We start from the raw sequence: 21,691 nt of genomic DNA, 5'->3' as shown, positions 1-21,691 counted from the left end.
CTTTATACTAGAAGTGCATCTGCGTACATTTACCCGTTTAGCTTTTAAGACTTTTAAGGAGGTAAGCTGCTATGTTGGATATCGCACACTCTAATGAACAAGATCCGCCCGTCTCACCGCTTACAACCATCCTGCTACATAAAGAACACCCTGCTATCCTTGCGCTTTCTGAAGCAGACGACCGCTTAGCCAGCCTCATCCGCCTGGTTGGCGAGCTGACTTTGACACCGAGCTCCTCCCCCTTCGAGTCGCTGGCGATGTCAATTATTTCCCAGCAGCTATCGGCCAAAGCAGCAGGTACCATCAAGGCCAGAGTGAAGCTTGTGGTGCCAGAATTCACACCAGAGCTCGTGCTCGCCGCAGATGAAGCTGCCATCCGGCAGTGCGGAGTCTCCTTTCCCAAGATCCGTTACATTCGCGATCTTAGCACGAAAGTCATAGCCGGAGACCTGCGTTTGGACGCCCTGCATGAGCTCGATAACGAGGAGCTTCTAAAGCAGCTAACAAGTGTCAAAGGCATTGGTGTATGGACAGCGGAAATGTTTATGATTTTTGCTTTGGGCCGGCAGGATGTCATGTCCGTCGGCGATGCCGGTCTCCAGCGCGCAGCCCGCTGGCTGCACCAATTGGAGGAGCGCAAGGACGGCAACTATTTGGGGCAAATCGCCCCGGCGTGGGCGCCTTACCGGAGCTTCGCATCGCTCTATTTATGGCGTTCCGTCGATATGGGCTTCGTGGATTCTGGGCTTCCGGTGGAAGCGTGTCTGGAATCGACGATCACTGCGGAAGAGACGTGAAGACTGGGCAGACGAGTCGCTCACGTAATGGATGCAGCGTTACGGAGGTAGAAGCCGTGCAGCCTCATTGGACGATTTCCAATGAAAACACCAACAACGCACCTATATGGCTCATTTCATTGGACGAAATCCAATGTAACTGCAATATCCGGTGCTATAAAGGCACGATTAACCGATCACGTTGGATTTCATCCAATAGAATCTCTTATCTAGCCTTCTAATCACTGTGTACATTGGATTTCGTCCAATGTACACACCAACACCAACCATCAAAACCGCAAACTTATCCCAACTGATTCTTGCCAATTCTGTACCAGAATCACGAAATAGCGGGCCCTAGGTAACGAGAGTCCTCTATTTTGCCAGTTCCGCTCAAAGAGGATCCCCCTCGTCCTCCTCCTAATAAAAGACTCTAGTTTCCTTCAGTAAACCTTAGCGGAATTCTCGCTAGGTATTGATTAATTTGTTATTTGCTGGTTAAGTGGAAGTTTGCTGTACAGTGAATAGCGTGATGGGGTTGGTGGGGGTTATAAAGTAGCAAACGCTACACGAGCAAAGCCTTAGCGTTCTTCTCGCTAAGGCTTTTTGAAATTTGTTATTGGCGGGTGAGGTGGTAGATGTTTGTATGGTGGATAGCCTGATAGGATGGTGCAGGATCGCCTTGTCGTTGGATTCATCCAATACCAACTCCCAAAGACCTCTGCCTTCTCTTTGTTGCACTTTGTGCAACATGATGTCCTCAATTCAGCCAATGTTGCTTTCTATGTTGTACTTTGTACAACATTTCGGATAGATCTACGCGATTTTCGCGCCATTCGGGCTAAATGATTGCACTTTGTGCAACATGATGTCCTCAGTTCACCGATTGTCGCCTTCTATGCTGCACTTTGTGCAATGAAGTGCGGAATGGCAGGGTGTAAGAACACCACCTTCAAGCATCATTCCACCGACGCCCGCAATCCCAGTAAATACGTCTGAAGCAATCGTCGCAGACTCTCATCGCGTTCGAGCCCCAAACGGAACCCGTTCCTCTGTTCAAGCGACGCGAATCCATGTACCATACTCCGAAAACCCCGCACCACATGCAGCGCATCTTCCTCGCTGAGTCCATACGGCGCAAGAATCCGCAGCAGAAAGAGCACAACCTCGTTGCCCGCCTCCTTCAACTCCGGATCCTCATAATCAGGCAAGATAGATATAGCCTCATAAAGGCCAGGATGTTTTCTGGCAAATTCGACGTAAGCAAAGCCTACGGCTAACAAAGCGTCGTCTTTGGCTTTGCCAATTACCGCATCGACCATGGCGGCTTTGATAAGCATCAGTCCACGCCGAGAAAGCTGCATCCGAAGGTCTGGCAAGCCTTTAATATGGTTATAAAGCGACGGCGTTTTTACGTTCAGTTTGGCTGCTAATGCGGCTAATGTCAGGCCCTCGACACCTTGTGTATCCGCCATGTCCACAGCTGCTTGCAGCACATTCTCTGCGTCTAGTCCTTGTCGTTGCGCCATGGATGTCCCGTCCCTTATATCTAAATATTCGCTGCTGTCATCTGAAATTTGTGAGCTGCTTCCGCGATCGCGCGGTCGATCACCGCTAACGGCTTTTCAATCATCACGCCGTGTCCGACAGCAAGAACACTTGGAGATAGCTGCCTCAATTTGCGCGCGCTCTCCAGCGATACTTCTTTATTCCATGTTGCCATAGCCGGGAACGGGAACCAAAACTTCATCAACCCGGAAACCGCTACCCCGCCGCGAACTTGAAAAGCATCGCCAGCAATTAACGCACGACTGCGTACATCGAGGAAAGCCATCGATCCCGGCGTGTGTCCTGGAGAGGCAATAGCTTGCAGCGAGCCTACGAGATGGCCATCTTTTAACAACACATCCGGCTTCGTCTGCACCGCCTTCGGAACGTCTCCTTTAATCGGTGAATTCGGTTCACCGGTTTCTAGTTCCTTGCTGCCCGCCAGCAGCTTGGCATCTCTTCGCGAAATATAAACCTTTGCCTGCGGCAGGACTTTTTTCAAGCCATCTAACGCCCCAATATGATCGCCGTGAGCATGAGTTAGCACGATGCGGGTAATGGGTTTACCGATACTCGCTGCAGCCTGAAGAATCCCTTTTACACTGAATGGCAAAGCTGTATCAACTAGCGTCAACTCATTTTCTTCCTCCACCAAATAACAATTCACCGGAAAAAATCTCGGCATAAAAGCCACCTGATACAAAGAACCCATTTTCGTTACTTTCATTCTGAACGCCTCCCGTGTTTTATTTATATTAGTATAATAACTAAGATCATTAGTTTTGTAAAGATGCCTTTCGCCTAAATCTCTTTTATTTTTCTGTTATGGTAAAATAAAGTTCATCGCACGACCCAATCTTGCAAAAAAGTGAGGATTTCCAATGAACACTGAAACTTTAGAGCTTTTCCGTACATTGACTGAACTCCAGGCAGCTCCTGGTTTCGAACGAGACATCCGCAAGTTCGTCCGCGGTGAAATGGAGAAATATACGGATGAGTTCGTCCAAGACGGCCTCGGCAGCTTGTTCGGCATCCTGCGTGGCGATGAAGATGGCCCCAGAATCATGGTTGCCGGCCATTTCGACGAGGTTGGCTTCATGGTTAGCGGCATTACCGAGCACGGCACCATCAAATTCCAGCCCCTCGGCGGCTGGTTCAGTCAAGTACTGCCCGCCCAGCGCGTGCAGATCATGACCGAGCAGGGGCCGATCATCGGCGTGATCGGCTCCGTGCCCGTGCACTTGCTGGACGAAGCGGCACGCAGCAAGCCCGCAGACATCAAGACGATGTACATCGACATCGGCGCAGAAGATAAAGCCGATGCTCTCGCCATCGGCATCAAGCTCGGGCAGCAGATTGTACCCATCTGCCCGTTCACACCCCTGGCCAATCCGAAGCGGATTATGGCCAAAGCTTGGGACAATCGCTACGGCGTAGGCCTGGCGATTGAACTGCTGAAGGAGCTTCACGGCGGGCCGAAGCTCCCGAATGTCCTGTACGCGGGCGCAACCGTACAGGAAGAGGTTGGCGTGCGCGGCGGACGCACGGCAGCGAATCTCATCCAGCCGGACTTGTTCTACGCGCTGGATGCCAGTGCCGCCGGGGATATGACCGGCGACCGCAATGCTTTTGGGCAGCTGGGGCGCGGAGCGCTGCTGCGTATTTTTGACCCCACGATGATTACCCATCGCGGGATGGTCGAGTTCATTCTGGATACGGCAGAGACGCATAAGATCCCGTATCAATATTTCATATCGGCGGGTGGTACGGACGCCGGACTCGTGCATGTGCAAGGTACCGGCATTCCTTCTGCCGTGATCGGTGTCTGCGCGCGTTATATCCATACTTCCGCGTCGATTCTTCACGTGGATGACTATGCGGCAGCCAAAGAGCTGCTCATCAAGCTCGTGCAAGCGAGCGACCGGACAACATTGAACACGATCCATGCGCAAGCGTAAAACGTGATTCGTAACTATCAACCCGCCCCTCGGCGGGTTTTTTTTATGCAAATGTAGAACTCATGTTCCAATATATGGTATAATTAGCAGAATCATAGGATCATAGAAAGAAGGCACGTAATGACGTATATCATTCGCGAAGCTAAACCCCAAGATACGAAAGAAATCAGCAATTTTGTTTCCAGACGGACAGGCAAGAGGATTTCTCCTTTGCATATTGAAAATAGGCTGCATTTTATACGTGACAATCCCGATGAATCCCTCTATGTATACGAAGAAGAGAACCAAATTCTAGGCACACTAGGTTTTCGAATTCGCCAAGCGGACGATGCTGTTGTGAAGTTTAGCGAAATCTCCGTCATTTCCATGGAGGAAACGAACAGCAGCCAAGCAGCAGCCGATAAGCTCAAGAGCTATGCCGAGCAGCTGACCCAAGAGCACGCTTGCTCCGGGATGTGGTGGATCACAGGCTCCGAGAATAATGAGGACAGCCGGAAAGCGAAACTACCTCTTGGTTTTCATGAAACCGGGTATCGATTCGTCAAAAGATTCCTCTAACAAAGTCCGAGAACTTACTACGAAACTTGGAGGAGTGATTGTTATGTCAACAGGTTTTAACACAGGTACTTTCACAAGTGGCAACACCATGATTACAAGTATCTTTTTTATTGTTGCAATTATCTTTATTCTTGCCGTTTGTTTTCTCGTGATTGTAGCCATCAAAGGATACATCTCATGGTCTTCCAATAACTCTTCCCCCATCCATAATCTAACCTGTAAGGTTGTAGCCAAAAGAATGCAGGTTAGCGGAGGGTCCGGGGATTCGAATGCGAATACGAGCTATTATGCCACTTTTGAATTTGAGAATCGCCAAAGACTAGAATTGCGCGTCGGCCGAGATCAGTTTGGTTATATCGTTGAGGGAGATCAGGGCATACTGTCTTATCAAGGAACTAGATTCAAAGGATTTTCTCGCCAGTTATCTTTTCAAGCATAAGGAGTGTTCTACCCATGACACATCATCAATTTGTAACAGCCAAAGGTCTGGAAGGTGTTGCCAAAGTAAGAGCTTTCTGCGAACAATTGCCTGAAGTCGTGGAAAAGATTGACGGCTTTGGCCATGTCACCTTTCGTGTGAAGGACAAACCGTTCGTCATGATGGGAGAAACAGATGGACAACCATCCACAGCGATCAAAACCAATATGACAACACAAGAATTTCTCCTCCAGCAGGAGGGTACGCCCTATCATAGAACGGCCTATATCGGTCAGCATGGTTGGGTGTCGATTCGCGAGATGGATCTAGTTCCCTGGTCGGAAATAACCGACTTAATCACGGAGGGGTATGCCCGAACAGCTCCCAAAAAACTGCTTCAATTGATCCAAACCAAATAGAATTTCACATCCTTTACAAAAACTACGCAATTCGAAGAAAATCAAAGGAAACACTAAAATAGTCGGTAATAATCGCTTTTTAGCAAATATTCTGAATATTTACAATATTTCAATAATGGACTATAGTTGGTTTAGGCTCACTTGAAGGACAAGCCTTACAGCTGGTAAGGACCCCCAAGAGTAGCCAGGATATTCTCAACTTAGGAAGGGGATAGTCCAATGGACAATGTTAGCGAAACATGCCCACTTTTCCTTCAAACGACGGAAGAAAAGGTGCGGGAACGAGTTACGTTCATCGGGCATGTGGGAATCCAGAGGCGGTAAATGTGAACAGCGTTTATTCGAGGAAAGGATCCGTAACAGGTAAAGTCGTAATTTCAACGGAAGTTGGTTTGATTGGAGTGTGTGTAGGGACAATTGAATACCATGTGTGAAACTTAGAGACCTCCGGTTATCAGTGATAAGCGGGGGTCTCTATTTGTGCCCCTTCTAAGACTCCTGCAACGACAGTCGAACGATAAATGATGTCTTCTTCCCTGGCTTACTCTCTACGGATATCGTACCGGCATGCATATCAATAATTTTTTTCACGATTGATAGTCCCAATCCGTTGCCCCCATAGGTTCGATTTCGCGATTTATCCGCTTTGTAGAAGCGTTCAAATATATGCGGCAAGTCTTCCTCAGAAATATTAGCGCCATTATTGGATATTCGGATGATCGCTTCTTTTCGGGTGCTTTCAACGTGGACACCTATCGTACCGCCAACAGGCGTGAATTTGACCGCATTATGAATTAAATTTGTCCACACCTGGCTCAGCAGGTCTTCATCGGCCGATAGGGTAACTGGTTCTAGATCAATGTCCATTTCGATGTTTTTCTCTATCCATTGCGGTTCACAGGCAAGAATATGATTGCGGATTTGCTTATCTAGCCGGTAACTTTTCGGTTCAAAAGGGTGATGCTGTGACTCTAGCGACGATAATTTGAGCAAGTTATCGCTTAGCTTGGACAGACGCGTGCTTTCGGCCTCGATAATTTCCAAATAATGCTTCCGCTCTTCTAGTGTGATAGTCTCGTTTTGGAGCGCTCGCGAGAAGCCGCTGATGGAAGTGAGCGGGGATTGAATTTCATGAGACACATTAGAGATGAATTCCTGTCTCATTTTTTCCAATTGACCCAGCTCCACTGCCATGTTGTTGATGGAATCAACCAGCTCTACAAAGGGGCCATTGTGCGGGTTATTGTCAACAGACACATTGAAGTCCCCTCTGGACATGCTTTGGATCGCGGCAATCATGGTTTTAAAAAATTTCATCTGCTCACTACGGAAGAACCTGCCCAAGAAAGTCATGGTCAGGCCCCAAAAAAACATGCCGCTGATACAGTTAATAAGCTGAACGATCACTTCACTTGGGCGCTTATCGATATAGGTGTATAGCCACTCTGTACCGTAAAAGGCAGCCAGCCAATACAGAATAATGAGCAGAAAAACACCTAAGGCGAACAAGGTGCCGCGTACTCGCTGGCCACGACTTCTGAGGTCCTTCCTCCGCGCTTTCCTTTTCATGATTGCAGGACCTCCATCCGGTAGCCTAACCCCCGAATCGTCGCAATGCGAAAAGCGTGCCGCTCCTCTGGAAACCGTTCTCGGAGCCTATTGATATGCACATCGATGGTCCGCTCGTTGCCTTCATAATCGAAGCCCCAGATCTGCTCGATCAGCTGGTCGCGCGAAAATGTTTTTCCCGGATAACTTGCCAGCTTGTAGAGCAGCTCAAATTCTTTGAGCGGCAGCGTTAAGCTCTCGGAGCCGACGGTTACCTCATAGGTTTTTTTGTTCATGCTGAGATCGCCAACTTGAACCGTTTGGGACGAAGCAATTTTATAGCGCTTCAACAGCGCTTTGACCCGCATCGCAAGCTCCACAGGCTCGAAGGGCTTAACGAGATAGTCATCAGTGCCCAGCTCGAAGCCTTTGACCTTCTGCGAGGTCTCGCCTTTGGCAGTGAGCATGAGCAGCGGGATATCATAGTGCTCCCGCAGCTCCTTGCAGAGCTCCCATCCGTCCATATTCGGCATCATGATATCCATAATGACCATGTCGACTTGGACAGTTTCCAGCAGTTTGAGCGCTTCCGCGCCGTCCGAAGCTTCAACCACATCGAAGCCTTCGTTCAGCATAAATACGCGGACCAGCTCACGAATATAAGGATCATCATCTACGATCAGGATTGGAGCCATAGTATATCCAGCCTCGCTTCATGTTAGGTCTAATTTTAATTTATTTTAGCATAGAGCACTTTTATAAACTGAATTTAAACCAATGAAGGCCCATTACGATGTAAGGGCTTTTTTTGGCAAAAAATTTGTGATACATTTTGAAGAAAGTATCTCTTTTGGGGGGATCTCACCGCATGATAACGAACACGTATACCGAGTTTTCCATGCTCCAAAGTGCCGAAGCCGAAGCTGCTTATCAGCAAGAGGTGATCTCTGAGGGTTACGCTGGCTTTCGCCGCCTGCTGGACGGCTTAACCGAGGCAATCAAAGCTGCTGGAGATGCGGACATCCCTAGCCTAGAGCTGGCACTCGCAAAAGCCGGCCGCCTATTTCCCGAGCCAGTCCAATTCAGCCCCTCGTGGGAACGCGTTTGGGTCGAGCTTGAGGCTACCTTGACCGCGAAAAAGCATGTCCTATCGACCATCACTCCGAAGGAGCGCACTGGAGAGTGGCAGGTCATCATGGATAACCCGCAGGTGGTTCAGGAGGTCGTGTGCTACCCCGGCCTGGACTTCCATGACGCCGCGTACCTATACGCTTATTTCCGTCCCCAGCTGGAAAAATCGGAGTATATCCGCCTTCAGAAGATTCAAACCGTCATTCAAGAGCTTGGTCACTGAAGGACTTTGCATTTAAACATTACGACTGGAAAAAAAATAAAGCCCGTTATCGGGCTTTCCGCGGCTTGAGCAGACACCATTCCACGACGCAGAAATTGATGAGCAGACCGATCCAAATGTTCACTTCCAGAATGTCGGTAACCATTTTCTCGATACCGCCTTCTGGAAGATGGAATCCCCGCATAGCTGTATACAGCAGAATACAGAGAGGCACAACCAATCTGGCGGAAGTGGCGACCAAGGTTATGGCATAGCTGCGAATCATCCAAATGCGATGTTCGGGGAATTGCTTGGAGACAGCGTACCTGAAGCCTTTCCAGGTTGTAAACAGCCACAGGAAGCTTAATGCTAGAAAAGCCATGGATTTCGTGAAATTATCGATGTACACCGTAAGGACAAGCCCTAAGCACCCGCTCACTAACACGCTAACGACATAAATACGTCCTAAAGCCCAATGCCTAGCCGGGAAACGAGTCCGAAACCGCTCGCTGAATTGAAACAAGCCGCTAATAAGGGCAAGCAGTGCAGTTCCAATATGCAGAACAAGCACCGGATAAAAATAGGGAAAGTCCTGGTTCAGCTCAACGCGGCTATTGGCTGGATTTAATGTCACATAAGGAAACACAGCGGCAATAGCGACGCCCAAAATAAGAAGGATCGCGAAGATCCCCAGCTTTTTACCCACCATTCAGCCTCCGTTACTGATCTAATCATCACTCCTCAGTTAGTGTAACTCCTTCATCTAAATGCCTTCTAAATAAATCCTTAAATAAATCTAAAGCTTAACCGACTTATTTCAGCTTCGACTTCATCCACTCGCACCAGAGCAGGTCTGCATCTACTTTGAGCGTAGCTTTCCTTATTAGGACATAATTACCGAACATGGGGTCATGGATCTCTAATTCCTCCAGCGGCTTCTCACTTTGTCCTTTCACCTTCTCAAAGCTCTCTGTATAGCGCTCTTTCTTCCCTTTATAATAACTCTCTCGATCAAGCAGCATTTTCATTGCCTCATCTTTGTTTACAAGGCCAATGCAGTATACTTTCAGTGCAAATTCGTCACGAGTTACCGGCGGGTCTGTAGGCAGCCCGATCCACTCCTGAAGTGCTTTTAATCCAATAGGTGTTAACGAATATACTTTTTTATCCGGTTTATCGGACTGTAGAACATGTACAAATTCAACGTACCCCTTCTGCTCTAGCTGAGCAAGGAGTGGGTATATTTGACTGTGCTTTGCTGGCCAAAAAGGCTGAATGTGCTGCATAAGCTCATAACCCGTTCGGGAATCTTTAGATAGTAGGCTGAGCAAACCATAAGAAAGGGTATTCATAGGAACTCCTTGTTATGTCACAATTGACATATATCCACTTTGGTAGTATGATGATTTTCATTCAAATTATAGAGAATCCGGCGAGTAAGATCAATGGAGAGTGGAGGTATCAAGTGAGTAAGGATGATTTACAGCAGGTTCGTTTCTGGCCGATCATGATTGCAATCTTCTTCGGGTCTTTCGTTTCGATCTTGAGTATGAGTACAATTAATATTGCTATACCGATTTTGAGTGAACATTTTCATGCAGATTTGAGTAAAATCCAATGGACGATCACAGGATTTATGCTCGCAAGCGGTACGATTGCCCCAATAACTGGTTATTTAGGTGAGAGATTCAGTTATAAGCGTCTGTACGCTTTGGCTCTTGTCGGCTTTACCGTCTTTTCATTGTTATGTGCGATTGCATGGGATGCTTCTTCCCTTATTGCGTTCCGTATTATCCAAGGGGCTTTCAGCGGTCTCATTATGCCGGCAACGATGACGATCGTGTACCAGGTTATTCCTCGTGACAAGCAGCCTATTGCGATTTCCCTATGGTCCTTATCCGCTATGATGGCTCCTGCTATCGGGCCGACTTTGAGCGGTTGGCTTTTGCAGAATTGGAGCTGGCACTGGTTATTCCTTCTCAATGTGCCCGTTGGACTTATTGCTATTTTTCTCGTTCTCAAGCTAATTCCATTCTACCGTCTTTCTGTACCAAAAAGGTTCGATGCGATCGGTTTGGTCACCGTCGTCCTTGGAAGTCTCTCTTTGCTCGTTGCTTTCTCGCAAGGTCATTCTTGGGGCTGGACATCGGGTCGTGTCATCGGTTTGTTCGCAGGAGGTATCATTATGCTTGGTCTCTTCATCTGGAGGGAGCTGAAAGCAGATTCTCCTTTGCTGAATGTTCGCGTCTTGGCTAATGCGCGTTACTCTTTGACGCTTATCATTTCTAGTATTGTTACCATCAGCTTGTACTCGGGAACTTTCTTGACACCAATTTTCCTGCAAAACATTCAGCATGTAACGCCGCTCGATACTGGCTTGATCCTGCTGCCAGCTTCCCTGGCTATGGCGCTCTGTATGCCGCTTGTAGGTAAACTATACAGCATTCTGGGTCCACGCATCCTGCTGTTTGCCGGTATTTCCTTGATTGCAATAGGGACACTAACACTTAGCTGGTTAAGTGTCGACGTTTCCCGCGGCTATATCGTTTTCTGGATGATCGTACGTAACGTGGGGATCGCCTTTGCAACGATGCCAGCAAGCAACGCCGGTATGGAGCAAATTCCGCGCACGCTGTCCGGTCATGCAACATCTATGAGCAACTGGGTGCGTAACGTTTTTGGTTCTTTCGCTATCGCTCTTTTCACTTCCGTTCTGGCGTCCCAAACCGCGACTCATTCTAAGGATCTCGCTGTCAGCGGAATCACAGATAAAGGCGTTATCGGCATGCATGCCTTTACAATGAGTGTGAACGACGTGTATCTACTTGCTACGTTCATCGTGCTAGTTGCACTGCCACTCTGCTTGTTCGTCGGCAAACGTCCGATCGAGAAGGAATCTCCTGCTGCGATTGCTGCTGCGGTAATCAAGCCTGGAACTGCTAAATAATTAAAAATTCCCTACTCTTGCTGTGTATCAGAACAGTGGGGTAGGGATTTTTCTTATTTAGCTGCCATCTGGGTTGCTTCTGGTGCTGAGACGGCCTTTTCGGCTTTCTCAGTTCTTGGATGTGGGTGGAGTCGCGGGATTTCTTCGCGAGACAGCCTTTTAGGCTTTCTCAGCTGCCATCTGGCTCGTTTCTGGTGCTGAGACGGCCTTTTCGGCTTTCTCAGTTCTTGGATGTGGGTGGAGTCGCGGGATTTCTTCGCGAAACAGCCTTTTCGGCTTTCTCAGCTGCCATCTGGCTCGTTTCTGGTGCTGAGACGGCCTTTTCGGCTTTCTCAGTTCTTGGATGTGGGTGGAGTCGCGAGATTTCTTCGCGAGACAGCCTTTTCGGCTTTCTCAGTTCTTGGATGTGGGGCTACGTTGTACTTTATACAACGATTTGATAACTTTTTATGAGCTGGAGCCACCCTTCATTGTACAAAATACAACAATTTCACCAAAATGGGCCGCATAGCCAACTTTAAATAGCACATGGTTGTATCAAATGCAACATAGCATGCTGCCGCAGTATAATTAGGCGCATTTAATTGTACAACGTGCAATCAAGGGACGGCACGCATTTGCGAAACGAGCAACTTGTTCTAGTGGAGTGGCCCATTCCACATCGTGGCTCAGCACCGATTCATTCTAACTTGTTAACTTCCTCTTCTCGCACCATTCTCGCTAACAAGCACCCTTGCTGCGTCTTTATCACTTGGAGTAGCTAATACCTATATCGGTGGCTCAGCACCGATTCATTCTAACTTATTAACTTCCTCTTCTCGCACCATTCTCGCTAACAAGCACCCTTGCTGCGTCTTTATCACTTGGAGTAGCTAATACCTATATCGGTGGCTCAGCACCGATTCCATTTTAACTTGTTTAAGTTCCTCTTCTCACGCCATTCTCTAACAAGCCCACTTGCTGCGTCTTTGTCACTTGGAGTAGCCCATCCCACATCGGTGGCTCAGCACCGATTCATTTTAACTTCCTCTTATCGCGCCATTCTCGCTAACAAGCCCTCTTGCTGCGTCTTTGTCACTTGGAGTAGCCCATCCCTCATCAGCAAGCACCCTAACGCCATCTCGCAAACACAAAAAAGCCTTCAGCCAAGGAAAAATCCCTAGACTGAAGGCTTCTCTTATTAACCCAACACAACGCGGTCATCCGACAGCTTGCTGCCGCTGATCTGCTCGAACTCACCGAGCAGCTGCTCCACGGTGAGGTCCTTCTTCCGCTCCTCGCTCACATCGAGGATGATGCGGCCCTTATCCATCATGATCAGGCGATTGCCCAGACGAATCGCCTGCTCCATGTTATGCGTGACCATGAGCGTGGTCAGCTTCATTTCCCGCACGATTTCCTCGGTCAATCGTGTGATCAGCTCCGCGCGCGCAGGGTCAAGCGCGGCGGTATGCTCATCCAGCAGCAGAATCTGCGGCTGGGTGAAGGTCGCCATCAGCAAGCTGAGGGCTTGGCGCTCTCCGCCGGAGAGCAGCCCCACCTTCGCGCGCAGACGGCCCTCCAGGCCGATGCCCAGGCGCTGCAGCTGTTCCAGGAACAACGCGCGTCTACGCGCGTTGGTGCCGAAGCTAAGCCCGCGCTTCTTGCCGCGGGTATACGCCATGGCGAGATTCTCCTCGATGGTCATTCGAGGAGCCGTCCCCGCCATGGGATCTTGAAAGACGCGGCCGATCCAGCGGCTGCGCTCGTATTCAGGCAAGTGGTGAATCGTCTCACCACTGATCGCCACCTCGCCGGCATCTGGCGTCATTACGCCGGAGATGATGTTCATCAGCGTCGATTTGCCGGCGCCGTTACTGCCGATGACCGTAACGAAGTCGCCGGGCTTCAGGGTTAGATTAATGCCGATCAGCGCAATTTTCTCATCGGCTGAACCAGGGTTGAAAAGCTTGGAAACATTCGAGAGCTTAAGCATCAGCGGCCACCTCCCTTATTCATTTGCACGGCGCGGGCGATGAGCTCAGCAGAGCGGCGTTTGGCCATTGCTTTTTGCCGGATAGACCGCTGCACGGATGGCAGTACAAGCGCGATGATTACGATAATCGCTGTAATCAATTTCAAGTCAGAGGCATTGAGCCACTCAACGCGCAGCGCCAAAGCGACAACGATGCGGTACACAATGGAGCCAAGAACAGCTGCAAGTGTCGCGCGGAACACGCTCTGGGAGCCAAAAATCGCTTCCCCGATAATAACGGAAGCCAAGCCAATAACGATCATCCCGATTCCCATGGAGATATCGGCAAACCCGGATTGCTGAGCGATCATCGCACCGGAAAGCGCTACTAATCCATTCGATAAGCTGACGCCTAGAATCGTAGTATTATCTGTATTTGATCCAAAGCTGCGAATCATGCGGGCATTATCGCCCGTTGCACGGAGCGACAGCCCCAAGTCGGTATGCAGGAACCCGTCCAACAGCAGTTTGAACAAAATCACAACAATGAACCCTACCGCAATCGGAGATATAGACGTGAACATGGTATCCGCACCAAGCAGCGAAATGTTCGGCCTTCCCATAATCCGCATATTAATCGAATACAAGGCAATCATCATCAAGATCCCCGACAAAAGCCCGTTAATTTTCCCCTTCGTATGAAGCAATCCCGTACAAGCCCCAGCAGCTAGTCCCCCTGCAAAAGCAGCCAAACAAGCGAGCACTGGGGAGTAACCATGCGAAATCATAATAGCCGCAATCGCACCGCCAGTCGTAAAACTCCCGTCCACCGTCAAGTCAGGGAAATCGAGTATCCGAAAAGTGATATAGACACCAAGTGCCATCAGGGCATAGAGTAGCCCCAGCTCAACAGCACCGTTCATGGAATCCATCATGTTGTAACAACCTCCTAGTTTAAAAATAAACAATCCCCATCCCTCAGGTCAGACGGGAGAAAAAAAGAGGTGAACGAAAGTGACGTCCACCCCTTTTGTATCCCCAAAAAACCTTACTGAATGATGTTTTTCTCTTTGTCTTTTACAGCATTTTTCATAGCATCTGTCACTTCAACGCCTTGCGCCTTCGCTGCTTTCAGGTTCAAGATCAGATCCAGCTTATCAGGAACAGTTACTTTCATGTCCGCTGGTTTCTTTCCGTTCTTCAAAATATCAACAGCCATTTGACCCACTTGATAACCATGATCGTAGTATTTGAAGCCAACCGTTGCAAATGCTCCTTTTTCCACGGTATCGCGGTCACTGGAGAAGAACGGAATGTGCTTTTCGTTAGCAATTTGAATGATGCCGTCTACACCGCTAACAACTGTGTTGTCGAGTGTAATCAAGAAAGCGTCTGCGCGTCCAACAAGGGATTGTGCTGCTTGCTTCACTTCCGATGTATTCGTTACTGGCGCTTTTACAAGCTTGATGTTGTTTTTTGCCAAAGCTTGCTCCGCATTTTTCGCCATAATAACCGCGTTTGGCTCACCTTCGTTGATAACAAGGCCGACTGTTTTCACTTTAGGCATGTTAGCAGCAACGAAATCCATTAACTGAGCTACCGCCATTGGGTTTGTATCTGATGCTCCGGAAACTGTACCACCCGGTTTATCTACATTCGTTACGATTTTAGCTGCAAGCGGGTCCGTAACTGCCGCGAATAAAACAGGCGCTTTTTTCACTTGCTGTACGACTGCTTGAGCGGATGGTGTTGCAATACCTAGCACTAGGTCACTATCGGAGGAAGCAATTTTTTGCGCGATGGATAAATTGTTCGTTTGATCCCCTTGCGCATTGTTGTAGTCAACCTTCAGGTTCGTGCCTTCTACGATTCCAGCGTCTTTAAGCGCTGCCAAAAAGCCCTGACGCGTTGCATCCAAAGAAGGATGTTCCACGATTTGCGAAATCGCGATTTTGTACGTCTTTGCCGCAGCTGCCGTTGCTGCTGGAGCTGTTGATGCGCCGCCTGCTGCAGGCGTTGTTTCTGCCTTTTGACCACAACCGGCTACGACCATAAGAGCTGCTGATAATACAAGTGATGCAAGTGCTTTCTTTTTCAACCTAATTACCCCTCTCTTTTTTCCCTTTTGGTTAACTTGAACCCATTGCCCGCTCACCACTTTAACGCTTTTGCTCGGCAAAGTGCGGAGGCGCTGTTTGGCATCCAAGCTGTAGTTCTAATTTACCATAGTTTAATTGGCTCGCGTGTTTCCGTCAATCGTTTTATCTATTCTGTTCATACAGGGTCGCGATTAGAGCTGATACTGCCGATAAAAGTCGCGAAGCATCTCATCCATGACCCGATTTGTCCTTGCGGCAGTCCGTCCTGTACTAGGACTTTTCCCCACTCCTCTAAGCTCATCCACAACCATCCCGATCAGAGGCTGCTGAACATGTGCCGGATTCGGAATCGTAAATTCCTGCACCTGACCATCCGCCGTCTCCACGCAAAGATCCCCGCCAAATGTTGAGAACGTTACTTTGCCCAGACTCCCGACAATCTCGTTCACATCGCTGCGCTTGTAGCTGTTAAAGCTCCAAACTCCTGTCCCCATCACGCCTGATTCAAACGCATAAGCCGTTGTCACGATATCCTCGACTTGAAGCTGTTCGCTCTGATTGCGAGCAAAGGCTTTGACCTCGCCAATTGGCCCCAGCAAATAATCCAGAATATCTAGTGTATGACTAGCCAAATCCACGAAAAGCCCGCCTCCCGAAAGCTCAGGCTGCAAGCGCCACGGTAGATCCAGACCCTGATTCTCTCTGAGCAATTGCAGATAAGTCGTATGAACGAACCGGATTTCCCCCAAAACGCCGCTGTCCAGCAGCTCTTTAATCTGAACAAACTTCGGCAAACCTCGGCGATAATATGCAACGAATAGCGGTACCCCTGCCTCTTCGCATGCCGCAATCATCTCCAGACACTCCCCGTGATTCCTCGCCATTGGCTTCTCCACATAAACGGGCTTTCCTGCCTTAGCCGCCATCAACGTGTATTCATGGTGAAAACCAGGTGGCGTTGCGACATAAATGGCATTGACATTCGGGTCATGAATAAGCGCATTCGCGTCATCATACCATTTGGCCACGCCGTGTCTTCTCGCGTAATCTTCCGCCAACACGCCATTGCGCCGCATGACAGCAACGAGCTCAGAGCCTGCCACCTTTTGAAGGGCTGGACCGCTTTTCACTTCAGTTACATCCCCACAACCAATAATTCCCCACCGCACTTTATCCATTAACGCATCCCCTCCAGATTATCGTTTGAATTCTACTTTACTTATTCGACAACTACACCTTTCCTCCTCTGCGAGATACCAGGTATTGTGAACTATGATCGCTCCGTGAGCTTGAAACAGAGCGAACCCGCCTAGTGGCACACCATTTCTCAGCAAAATTGGCACTGTGTATAGACCATCTCCATTGATATAATGTCGTTATACCTAATAAGGCTGGTGAGAAGCAAACATGTACATCCCTTCCCATTTTGAAATAAAAGATGACGAGCTTATGTACGCTATTATCGAACAAAATGGCTTTGCCACCCTGATTTCTCAGCATGGTAACCGCCCTTTCGCTACCCACTTGCCTCTTACGCTAGATCGCAACAATAAATGCTTGTATGGACATATCGCGCGTCCCAATCCGCAATGGAGGGATCTTGAGAAGCAGGAGATCTTGGTTATTTTCCAGGGGCCGCACAGCTATATTTCCCCCTCCTGGTACGAAACTAGCGATTCCGTTCCGACATGGAATTATGTCGCTGTTCATGTCTATGGGCAAACCGAGCTCATCAACGATGAGCAGGAAGTGATGACCTCCATGCAGAGTTTGATTGCAAAATATGAGGAGCCGAGTAGCCCCTATGAGTTAGGATCTGTAGATTCCGCCTACTTGGCCGGATTAAGCAAAGGCATTCAAGGCTTCAAAATCCACATAACCAGTATGGAAGGCAAAGCTAAGTTAAGCCAAAACCATCCCGCTCAGCGCCAAGAGCTCGTCATCCAAAGGTTAGAGGCTTTAAATAGGGAGAATGAACGGAATATCGCTGCCCTGATGAAAGAGAACCTTGAACTTCGCCGCGTAGATAAGGAAAAGGGTTGAACAGATGTCATCTGTCCAACCCTTTTTGATATTTGCCGAATACGTAGCAGGTTATCTATGCGAAGGAGCCTCCGCGGGAATCAGCGCCGCCTCCGGCACCAAACCGGAATCCGCGGAAAGCTGCTCCTGCAGCTGGAGCTGCTGCGTAGCAAACTCGCGGTACATCTCATGTGATTCCAGCAGCTCCTGATGCGTGCCGCTTCCTGTCACCACACCTTTATCCAGGAAGATGATCTGGTCGGCATCCACCACCGTTGATAGACGATGGGCGATGACCAGCGTCGTCCTTCCCTGCATGAGGTTTTGCAGCGCCTGCTGCACCACAACCTCGGACTTGCTGTCTAAGCTGGATGTCGCTTCGTCCAGCATCAAGATCTTCGGATCGCGCAGCAAAGCTCGCGCAATCGCAATCCGCTGCCGCTGCCCGCCAGACAGCTTGATGCCGCGTTCGCCGACTTCCGTCTCATATTTGTGCGGCAGCTCCTCAATAAACGTATCCGCATAAGCCATCTGCGAAGCCCGCTTCAGCTCTTCCAGCGTCACTTCACGCTGCAAGCCATAACAAATATTATCCCGGATCGTGCCTGCAATAAGCGGACTTTCCTGTGAAACATAACCGATCTGGCTGCGCCAAGAAATAAGCGAGAACTGATCAATCGGATCGGCCCCTAAAGTAACGGAGCCCCTCTGCGGCGTATAGAATCTCTCGAGCAGGGAGAACGTTGTCGTCTTCCCGCTTCCGCTCGGTCCTACGATTGCCGTCACTTTGCCGGCTTCCATCGTGAAGCTGACATTTTTCAGGACGGACTCCCCGGCTTTGTAACCATAGGTCACTTGATCGAAACGAATTGACTGGGAAGCATTCGCAACAGGCACGCCTGCATGCGGGTCTTCCTCTTCATAATCCAGCACTTTGAGAATCGTATCGGTTGCTCCCATTGCTTTCTGCGCCTGATTAAAAAACTGTGTAATTTGCGTAATCGGCATGACAATTTGGAATAAATAGAGCATGAAGGCTACTAATTGACCCGCTGATATCGCGCCTGAAGCTACCCGCATACCGCCGTAACCGAACAGGACAACAAACAGCATCAGCATAACAAATGTAACAAGCGGCGCCATTAAGGCTTGAATCCTACCTTCACGCAGTCCGAATTTAAAAAGTCTTTGAATCCCAGAGCTGCCTTCCTGATACTCCACGGGCTCTGCATTGGCCGCTTTCACCAGGCGGATCTCGGAAAGGACACGATTGAGCACTGAAGTGAAGCTTGCTGTCTCAGCCTGCATGCCTTTGGAGATTTTGAACATTTGCCGCCCCAGCGGAAATAGGAGGAGGAAGGCTAGCGGGAATACGCTGAACATAATGAGCGTCATTTTCCAATCCATATACAAGAGAACTGCAATCGAACCAATAATCGAAATAATACCAGTCACGAATCCCGACATATGCTCGGCGATTAACCCTTTAATGACAGATGTATCATTCGTCATCCGGGAAATCGTATCGCCCGTCTGGTTGTTATCGTAATAGCTAACCGGCAGCACGAGCAGCTTTTTCCATAGCCGCTCACGAATACCAGCCACAACGCTCTGTCCTGCATGATTCAATAAATAAACCGAGACACCCGAAGCAACCGCTGAGCCGACGAAAGCGATCGCCATGCCGCTAATCTGCATCCAGTTCAAGTTATCGATTGAGAAGCTGTCGACCACATTTTTCGTAAATAACGGGATGACTAGCCCTGCCAATGTTGAAATAATGCTTAATCCTAATGCTATGCTTAGAAGAAGCTTGGGCGGATTCGCCTGCATGATCAAGCGGATGAATCCCCGCCAGTTGCTTGCGCTCTTAGGCGCTTCTTTCCTTGTAAAAGCCATGTATCTCTACTCCTTTACCCGATCGAATGAATGTACATCCGTCATGTGAATGATCTCTTCAGTATCTCTTTGCTAAAAGAATCATACACCCGTATTTTAAACGGAATATAAACAGGAGCGAATCGGTCCATGGACGTAGAGGGGCTCATCCTCACTATGCCTCCGTTGAAATCTGCCAAATCACGCCGAACGGATCTTTCAGTCGACCGAACATCGTGCCCCAAAACATGCGTTCAAAGGGCATTATCACCGTTCCACCCTGAGACAGCGCTTCGAAAATACGCCTTGCTTCGTCTTCACCTTTAAAATCTAACGTCAAATCCATGCCATTGCCTCTATCCACTGATTCCATGCCTGCATCCGCCATAAAAAACCGTAAGCCAAGCGCATGCATCTCCAAATGCATCACGCGATCCTTCATGGATTCATCGGCCCCCGGCATATCTGCGAACGTACGCAGGCTGACGATCTCGCCACCAAGCGCTTTCATATAAAAATCCGACTGCTCTCTTGCATTTCTGCTATAAAAATACGGTGTTAACGTTGCCATGATCATTCCTCCTATTGATTGAGTTGGTTTCAAGCTAACCCCACACTATGCGGTCTCTGCCCTGTTCCTTAGCTGTATAGTACAGCGTATCCGCGGCTGCCACGAGCCCCGCCGTCCTATGAACTCCTTCTTCTAGCATGTTAGACGGTGCCTTTCTTAAGGGATTGGCTCTGCGCCATCGTCCCACTAATTTTGTTTTTTGCTGTTTCTTTCTATACAATATAGGGGTAAGACTTGATATAGATGATTTCGAGGAGGTAATTCGATGAATACGTTTACTTATTATAATCCAACCACGCTGCATTTCGGAGAGGGGACACTCGAGAAATTAACTGCAGAGGTACCCAAATACGGTAAGAATGTGCTGCTCGTCTATGGCGGCGGAAGCATTAAACTGAACGGCATCTACACCAAAGTTGTTCACCTGCTGAAGAACATCGATGCTTCTATTTTCGAGCTGAGCGGTGTTGAGCCTAACCCAAGACTCACAACGGTCCACCGCGGTGTTGAAATGTGCCGGACTCAGAACATCGACTTGATCCTCGCTGTAGGCGGAGGCAGCGTGATCGACTGTGCCAAAGCGATAGCTGTCGGCGCCAAGTATGAAGGCGACTTCTGGGATATCGTTACGCGAAAAGCGTCCGCTACTGGCGCATTGCCGCTGGGCACCGTGCTCACGATTGCCGCAACGGGTTCGGAAATGAACGCCGGCTCCGTTATTACGAATTGGGAGACTAAAGAGAAGCTCGGTTGGGGCAGCCCGTTCTCCTTCCCGAAATTTTCAATTCTAGATCCCGCTCACACAACCTCCTTGCCTGAAAATCAAACCGTATACGGTATGGTCGATATCATGTCACACGTATTTGAACAATATTTCCATCATGTGAATAACACGCCGCTTCAAGATGGTTTTTGTGAAACAATTTTACGCACCGTGATTGATACGGCGCCTCGTTTACTGCAGGATCTCACGGATCTGGAGAACCGTGCAACGATTCTGTATAGCGGCACTATGGCGCTGAACGGAACGCTTAGCATGGGAGTTCGCGGCGATTGGGCGACGCATAATCTAGAGCATGCGGTATCAGCCGTTCATGATATCCCGCACGGCGGAGGCCTTGCGATTCTATTCCCGAACTGGATGACCTACACGCTTGATGCCAATGTAGCGCGGTACAAGCAGTTCGCGCAGCGCGTCTTTGACGTTACGACCACTGACAAAACGGACCGTCAGGTAGCGGAAGAAGGCATCGCGGAGCTTCGCGATTTCCTTAGTTCCATCGGGGCGCCAAGGCGTCTCGCGGATTATGACATCGACGATTCCACGATCGAGCTGATGGCCGACAAAGCCATGGTATACGGCGATTTCGGGAACTTCAAGAAGTTGACACGCGAGGATGTCGTTAACATTTACCGCATGTCCCTATAACAAGGAGCTATCCTTGAGCAGATTCATCTGCTTGAGGATAGCCCTTTTTGTTATGACCAAGCCGCCGGCCCACCCATTCTCCCAGCAAAGGGAACTACAGGCCGCTATTTATGCCGAACCCGCAATTATCTGCGTCGATAGGGAACTACAGGGTCTTATTTGTCCCCTCACGACCAACTTTCCACCCAAATTGTGGAAATAAGGGATTATAGTTCTCCCTAATCTGTGATATG

The 21,691-nt window shown here is 49.0% G+C and carries 22 protein-coding genes; 10 read left to right on the top strand and 12 right to left on the bottom strand.

The features are described from left to right. Positions 1–71: 71 nt before the first annotated feature. Positions 72–797 carry a DNA-3-methyladenine glycosylase family protein gene (locus AC58UW_RS19025; RefSeq protein WP_497422180.1) on the top strand — a complete coding sequence of 242 codons (726 nt, stop codon included), beginning with the start codon at positions 72–74 and terminating at the stop codon, positions 795–797. Positions 798–1,735: 938 nt separating this feature from the next. On the opposite strand, the gene AC58UW_RS19020 is transcribed toward AC58UW_RS19025, so the two are convergent. Together AC58UW_RS19020 and AC58UW_RS19015 are read right to left on the bottom strand one after the other, a co-directional pair. Beyond that, on the bottom strand, positions 1,736–2,305 hold the full coding sequence (locus tag AC58UW_RS19020; RefSeq protein WP_497422179.1) for a TetR/AcrR family transcriptional regulator: 570 nt from the start codon (positions 2,303–2,305) through the stop codon (positions 1,736–1,738). Positions 2,306–2,325: 20 nt separating this feature from the next. After that, on the bottom strand, positions 2,326–3,051 hold the full coding sequence (locus tag AC58UW_RS19015) for an MBL fold metallo-hydrolase (RefSeq protein ID WP_497422178.1): 726 nt from the start codon (positions 3,049–3,051) through the stop codon (positions 2,326–2,328). A gap of 154 nt (positions 3,052–3,205) precedes the next feature. On the opposite strand from AC58UW_RS19015, the gene AC58UW_RS19010 reads away from it, so the two are divergent. The 4 genes from AC58UW_RS19010 (at position 3,206) to AC58UW_RS18995 (ending at position 5,677) form a co-directional block, all read left to right on the top strand. Further along, entirely contained in the window at positions 3,206–4,282 is a 1,077-nt protein-coding gene (locus AC58UW_RS19010) for a M42 family metallopeptidase (RefSeq protein WP_497422177.1), read from the top strand. Positions 4,283–4,402: 120 nt separating this feature from the next. Continuing rightward, the gene (locus tag AC58UW_RS19005; RefSeq protein ID WP_497422176.1) at positions 4,403–4,840 is read left to right on the top strand and encodes a GNAT family N-acetyltransferase; all 438 of its coding nucleotides are present in this window, start codon (positions 4,403–4,405) and stop codon (positions 4,838–4,840) included. A 43-nt stretch (positions 4,841–4,883) separates the two neighbouring features. Then, positions 4,884–5,279: a DUF2500 domain-containing protein gene (locus tag AC58UW_RS19000; protein WP_497422175.1), complete on the top strand. Its 396-nt coding sequence runs from the start codon at positions 4,884–4,886 to the stop codon at positions 5,277–5,279. 14 nt (positions 5,280–5,293) lie between these two features. Beyond that, positions 5,294–5,677: an MmcQ/YjbR family DNA-binding protein gene (locus AC58UW_RS18995; protein ID WP_497422174.1), complete on the top strand. Its 384-nt coding sequence runs from the start codon at positions 5,294–5,296 to the stop codon at positions 5,675–5,677. A 489-nt stretch (positions 5,678–6,166) separates the two neighbouring features. Here AC58UW_RS18995 and AC58UW_RS18990 read toward each other — a convergent pair whose 3' ends face one another. Next, on the bottom strand, positions 6,167–7,246 hold the full coding sequence (locus AC58UW_RS18990; RefSeq protein WP_497422173.1) for a sensor histidine kinase: 1,080 nt from the start codon (positions 7,244–7,246) through the stop codon (positions 6,167–6,169). Continuing rightward, positions 7,243–7,920, bottom strand: a complete 678-nt coding sequence (locus AC58UW_RS18985; RefSeq protein ID WP_497373595.1) for a response regulator transcription factor — start codon at positions 7,918–7,920, stop codon at positions 7,243–7,245. Before AC58UW_RS18985 ends, AC58UW_RS18990 begins: the two co-directional genes overlap by 4 nt. 155 nt (positions 7,921–8,075) lie before the next feature. Here AC58UW_RS18985 and AC58UW_RS18980 point away from each other — a divergent pair, with 155 nt between their 5' ends. Then, on the top strand, positions 8,076–8,579 hold the full coding sequence (locus AC58UW_RS18980) for a hypothetical protein (RefSeq protein ID WP_497422172.1): 504 nt from the start codon (positions 8,076–8,078) through the stop codon (positions 8,577–8,579). A 46-nt stretch (positions 8,580–8,625) separates the two neighbouring features. Here AC58UW_RS18980 and AC58UW_RS18975 read toward each other — a convergent pair whose 3' ends face one another. Then, positions 8,626–9,264: a DUF2306 domain-containing protein gene (locus tag AC58UW_RS18975; RefSeq protein ID WP_497422171.1), complete on the bottom strand. Its 639-nt coding sequence runs from the start codon at positions 9,262–9,264 to the stop codon at positions 8,626–8,628. A 106-nt stretch (positions 9,265–9,370) separates the two neighbouring features. Continuing rightward, on the bottom strand, positions 9,371–9,910 hold the full coding sequence (locus AC58UW_RS18970) for a PadR family transcriptional regulator (protein ID WP_497422170.1): 540 nt from the start codon (positions 9,908–9,910) through the stop codon (positions 9,371–9,373). A 155-nt stretch (positions 9,911–10,065) separates the two neighbouring features. On the opposite strand from AC58UW_RS18970, the gene AC58UW_RS18965 reads away from it, so the two are divergent. Beyond that, positions 10,066–11,505, top strand: a complete 1,440-nt coding sequence (locus tag AC58UW_RS18965) for a DHA2 family efflux MFS transporter permease subunit (RefSeq protein WP_497422199.1) — start codon at positions 10,066–10,068, stop codon at positions 11,503–11,505. Between the two features lie 119 nt (positions 11,506–11,624). Further along, positions 11,625–11,945, top strand: a complete 321-nt coding sequence (locus AC58UW_RS18960) for a hypothetical protein (RefSeq protein WP_497422169.1) — start codon at positions 11,625–11,627, stop codon at positions 11,943–11,945. Between the two features lie 740 nt (positions 11,946–12,685). Here the strand turns inward: AC58UW_RS18960 and AC58UW_RS18955 are convergent. From AC58UW_RS18955 to AC58UW_RS18940, 4 genes are all read right to left on the bottom strand, one after another. Then, positions 12,686–13,480 (bottom strand): ABC transporter ATP-binding protein, encoded by a 795-nt coding sequence (locus tag AC58UW_RS18955; RefSeq protein ID WP_497422168.1) that lies wholly within the window; start codon positions 13,478–13,480, stop codon positions 12,686–12,688. Next, complete coding sequence (locus AC58UW_RS18950) at positions 13,480–14,394, bottom strand: ABC transporter permease (RefSeq protein ID WP_497422167.1); 915 nt, start codon at positions 14,392–14,394, stop codon at positions 13,480–13,482. The genes AC58UW_RS18955 and AC58UW_RS18950 overlap by 1 nt, the downstream gene beginning before the upstream one ends. 113 nt (positions 14,395–14,507) lie before the next feature. After that, on the bottom strand, positions 14,508–15,557 hold the full coding sequence (locus AC58UW_RS18945) for an ABC transporter substrate-binding protein (protein WP_161407010.1): 1,050 nt from the start codon (positions 15,555–15,557) through the stop codon (positions 14,508–14,510). A 192-nt stretch (positions 15,558–15,749) separates the two neighbouring features. Beyond that, a complete protein-coding gene (locus AC58UW_RS18940; protein WP_497422166.1) occupies positions 15,750–16,736 on the bottom strand; it encodes a Gfo/Idh/MocA family protein in 987 nt (328 codons plus the stop codon). A gap of 229 nt (positions 16,737–16,965) precedes the next feature. Between AC58UW_RS18940 and AC58UW_RS18935 the strand changes: the two genes are divergently transcribed. Further along, complete coding sequence (locus AC58UW_RS18935; protein WP_497422165.1) at positions 16,966–17,601, top strand: FMN-binding negative transcriptional regulator; 636 nt, start codon at positions 16,966–16,968, stop codon at positions 17,599–17,601. 51 nt (positions 17,602–17,652) lie between these two features. On the opposite strand, the gene AC58UW_RS18930 is transcribed toward AC58UW_RS18935, so the two are convergent. Both AC58UW_RS18930 and AC58UW_RS18925 read right to left on the bottom strand, forming a co-directional pair. After that, positions 17,653–19,479 (bottom strand): ABC transporter ATP-binding protein, encoded by a 1,827-nt coding sequence (locus AC58UW_RS18930; RefSeq protein ID WP_497422164.1) that lies wholly within the window; start codon positions 19,477–19,479, stop codon positions 17,653–17,655. 154 nt (positions 19,480–19,633) lie between these two features. Continuing rightward, positions 19,634–20,029, bottom strand: a complete 396-nt coding sequence (locus AC58UW_RS18925) for a VOC family protein (protein WP_497422163.1) — start codon at positions 20,027–20,029, stop codon at positions 19,634–19,636. Positions 20,030–20,294: 265 nt separating this feature from the next. On the opposite strand from AC58UW_RS18925, the gene AC58UW_RS18920 reads away from it, so the two are divergent. Beyond that, positions 20,295–21,458: an iron-containing alcohol dehydrogenase gene (locus tag AC58UW_RS18920; RefSeq protein WP_497422162.1), complete on the top strand. Its 1,164-nt coding sequence runs from the start codon at positions 20,295–20,297 to the stop codon at positions 21,456–21,458. Positions 21,459–21,691: the final 233 nt, after the last annotated feature.

The sequence above is a fragment of the Paenibacillus sp. J22R160 genome, assembly GCF_059692135.1.
Note: the sequence above shows the minus strand (reverse complement) of the source record. Positions and strands in the feature narration are given on the sequence as shown.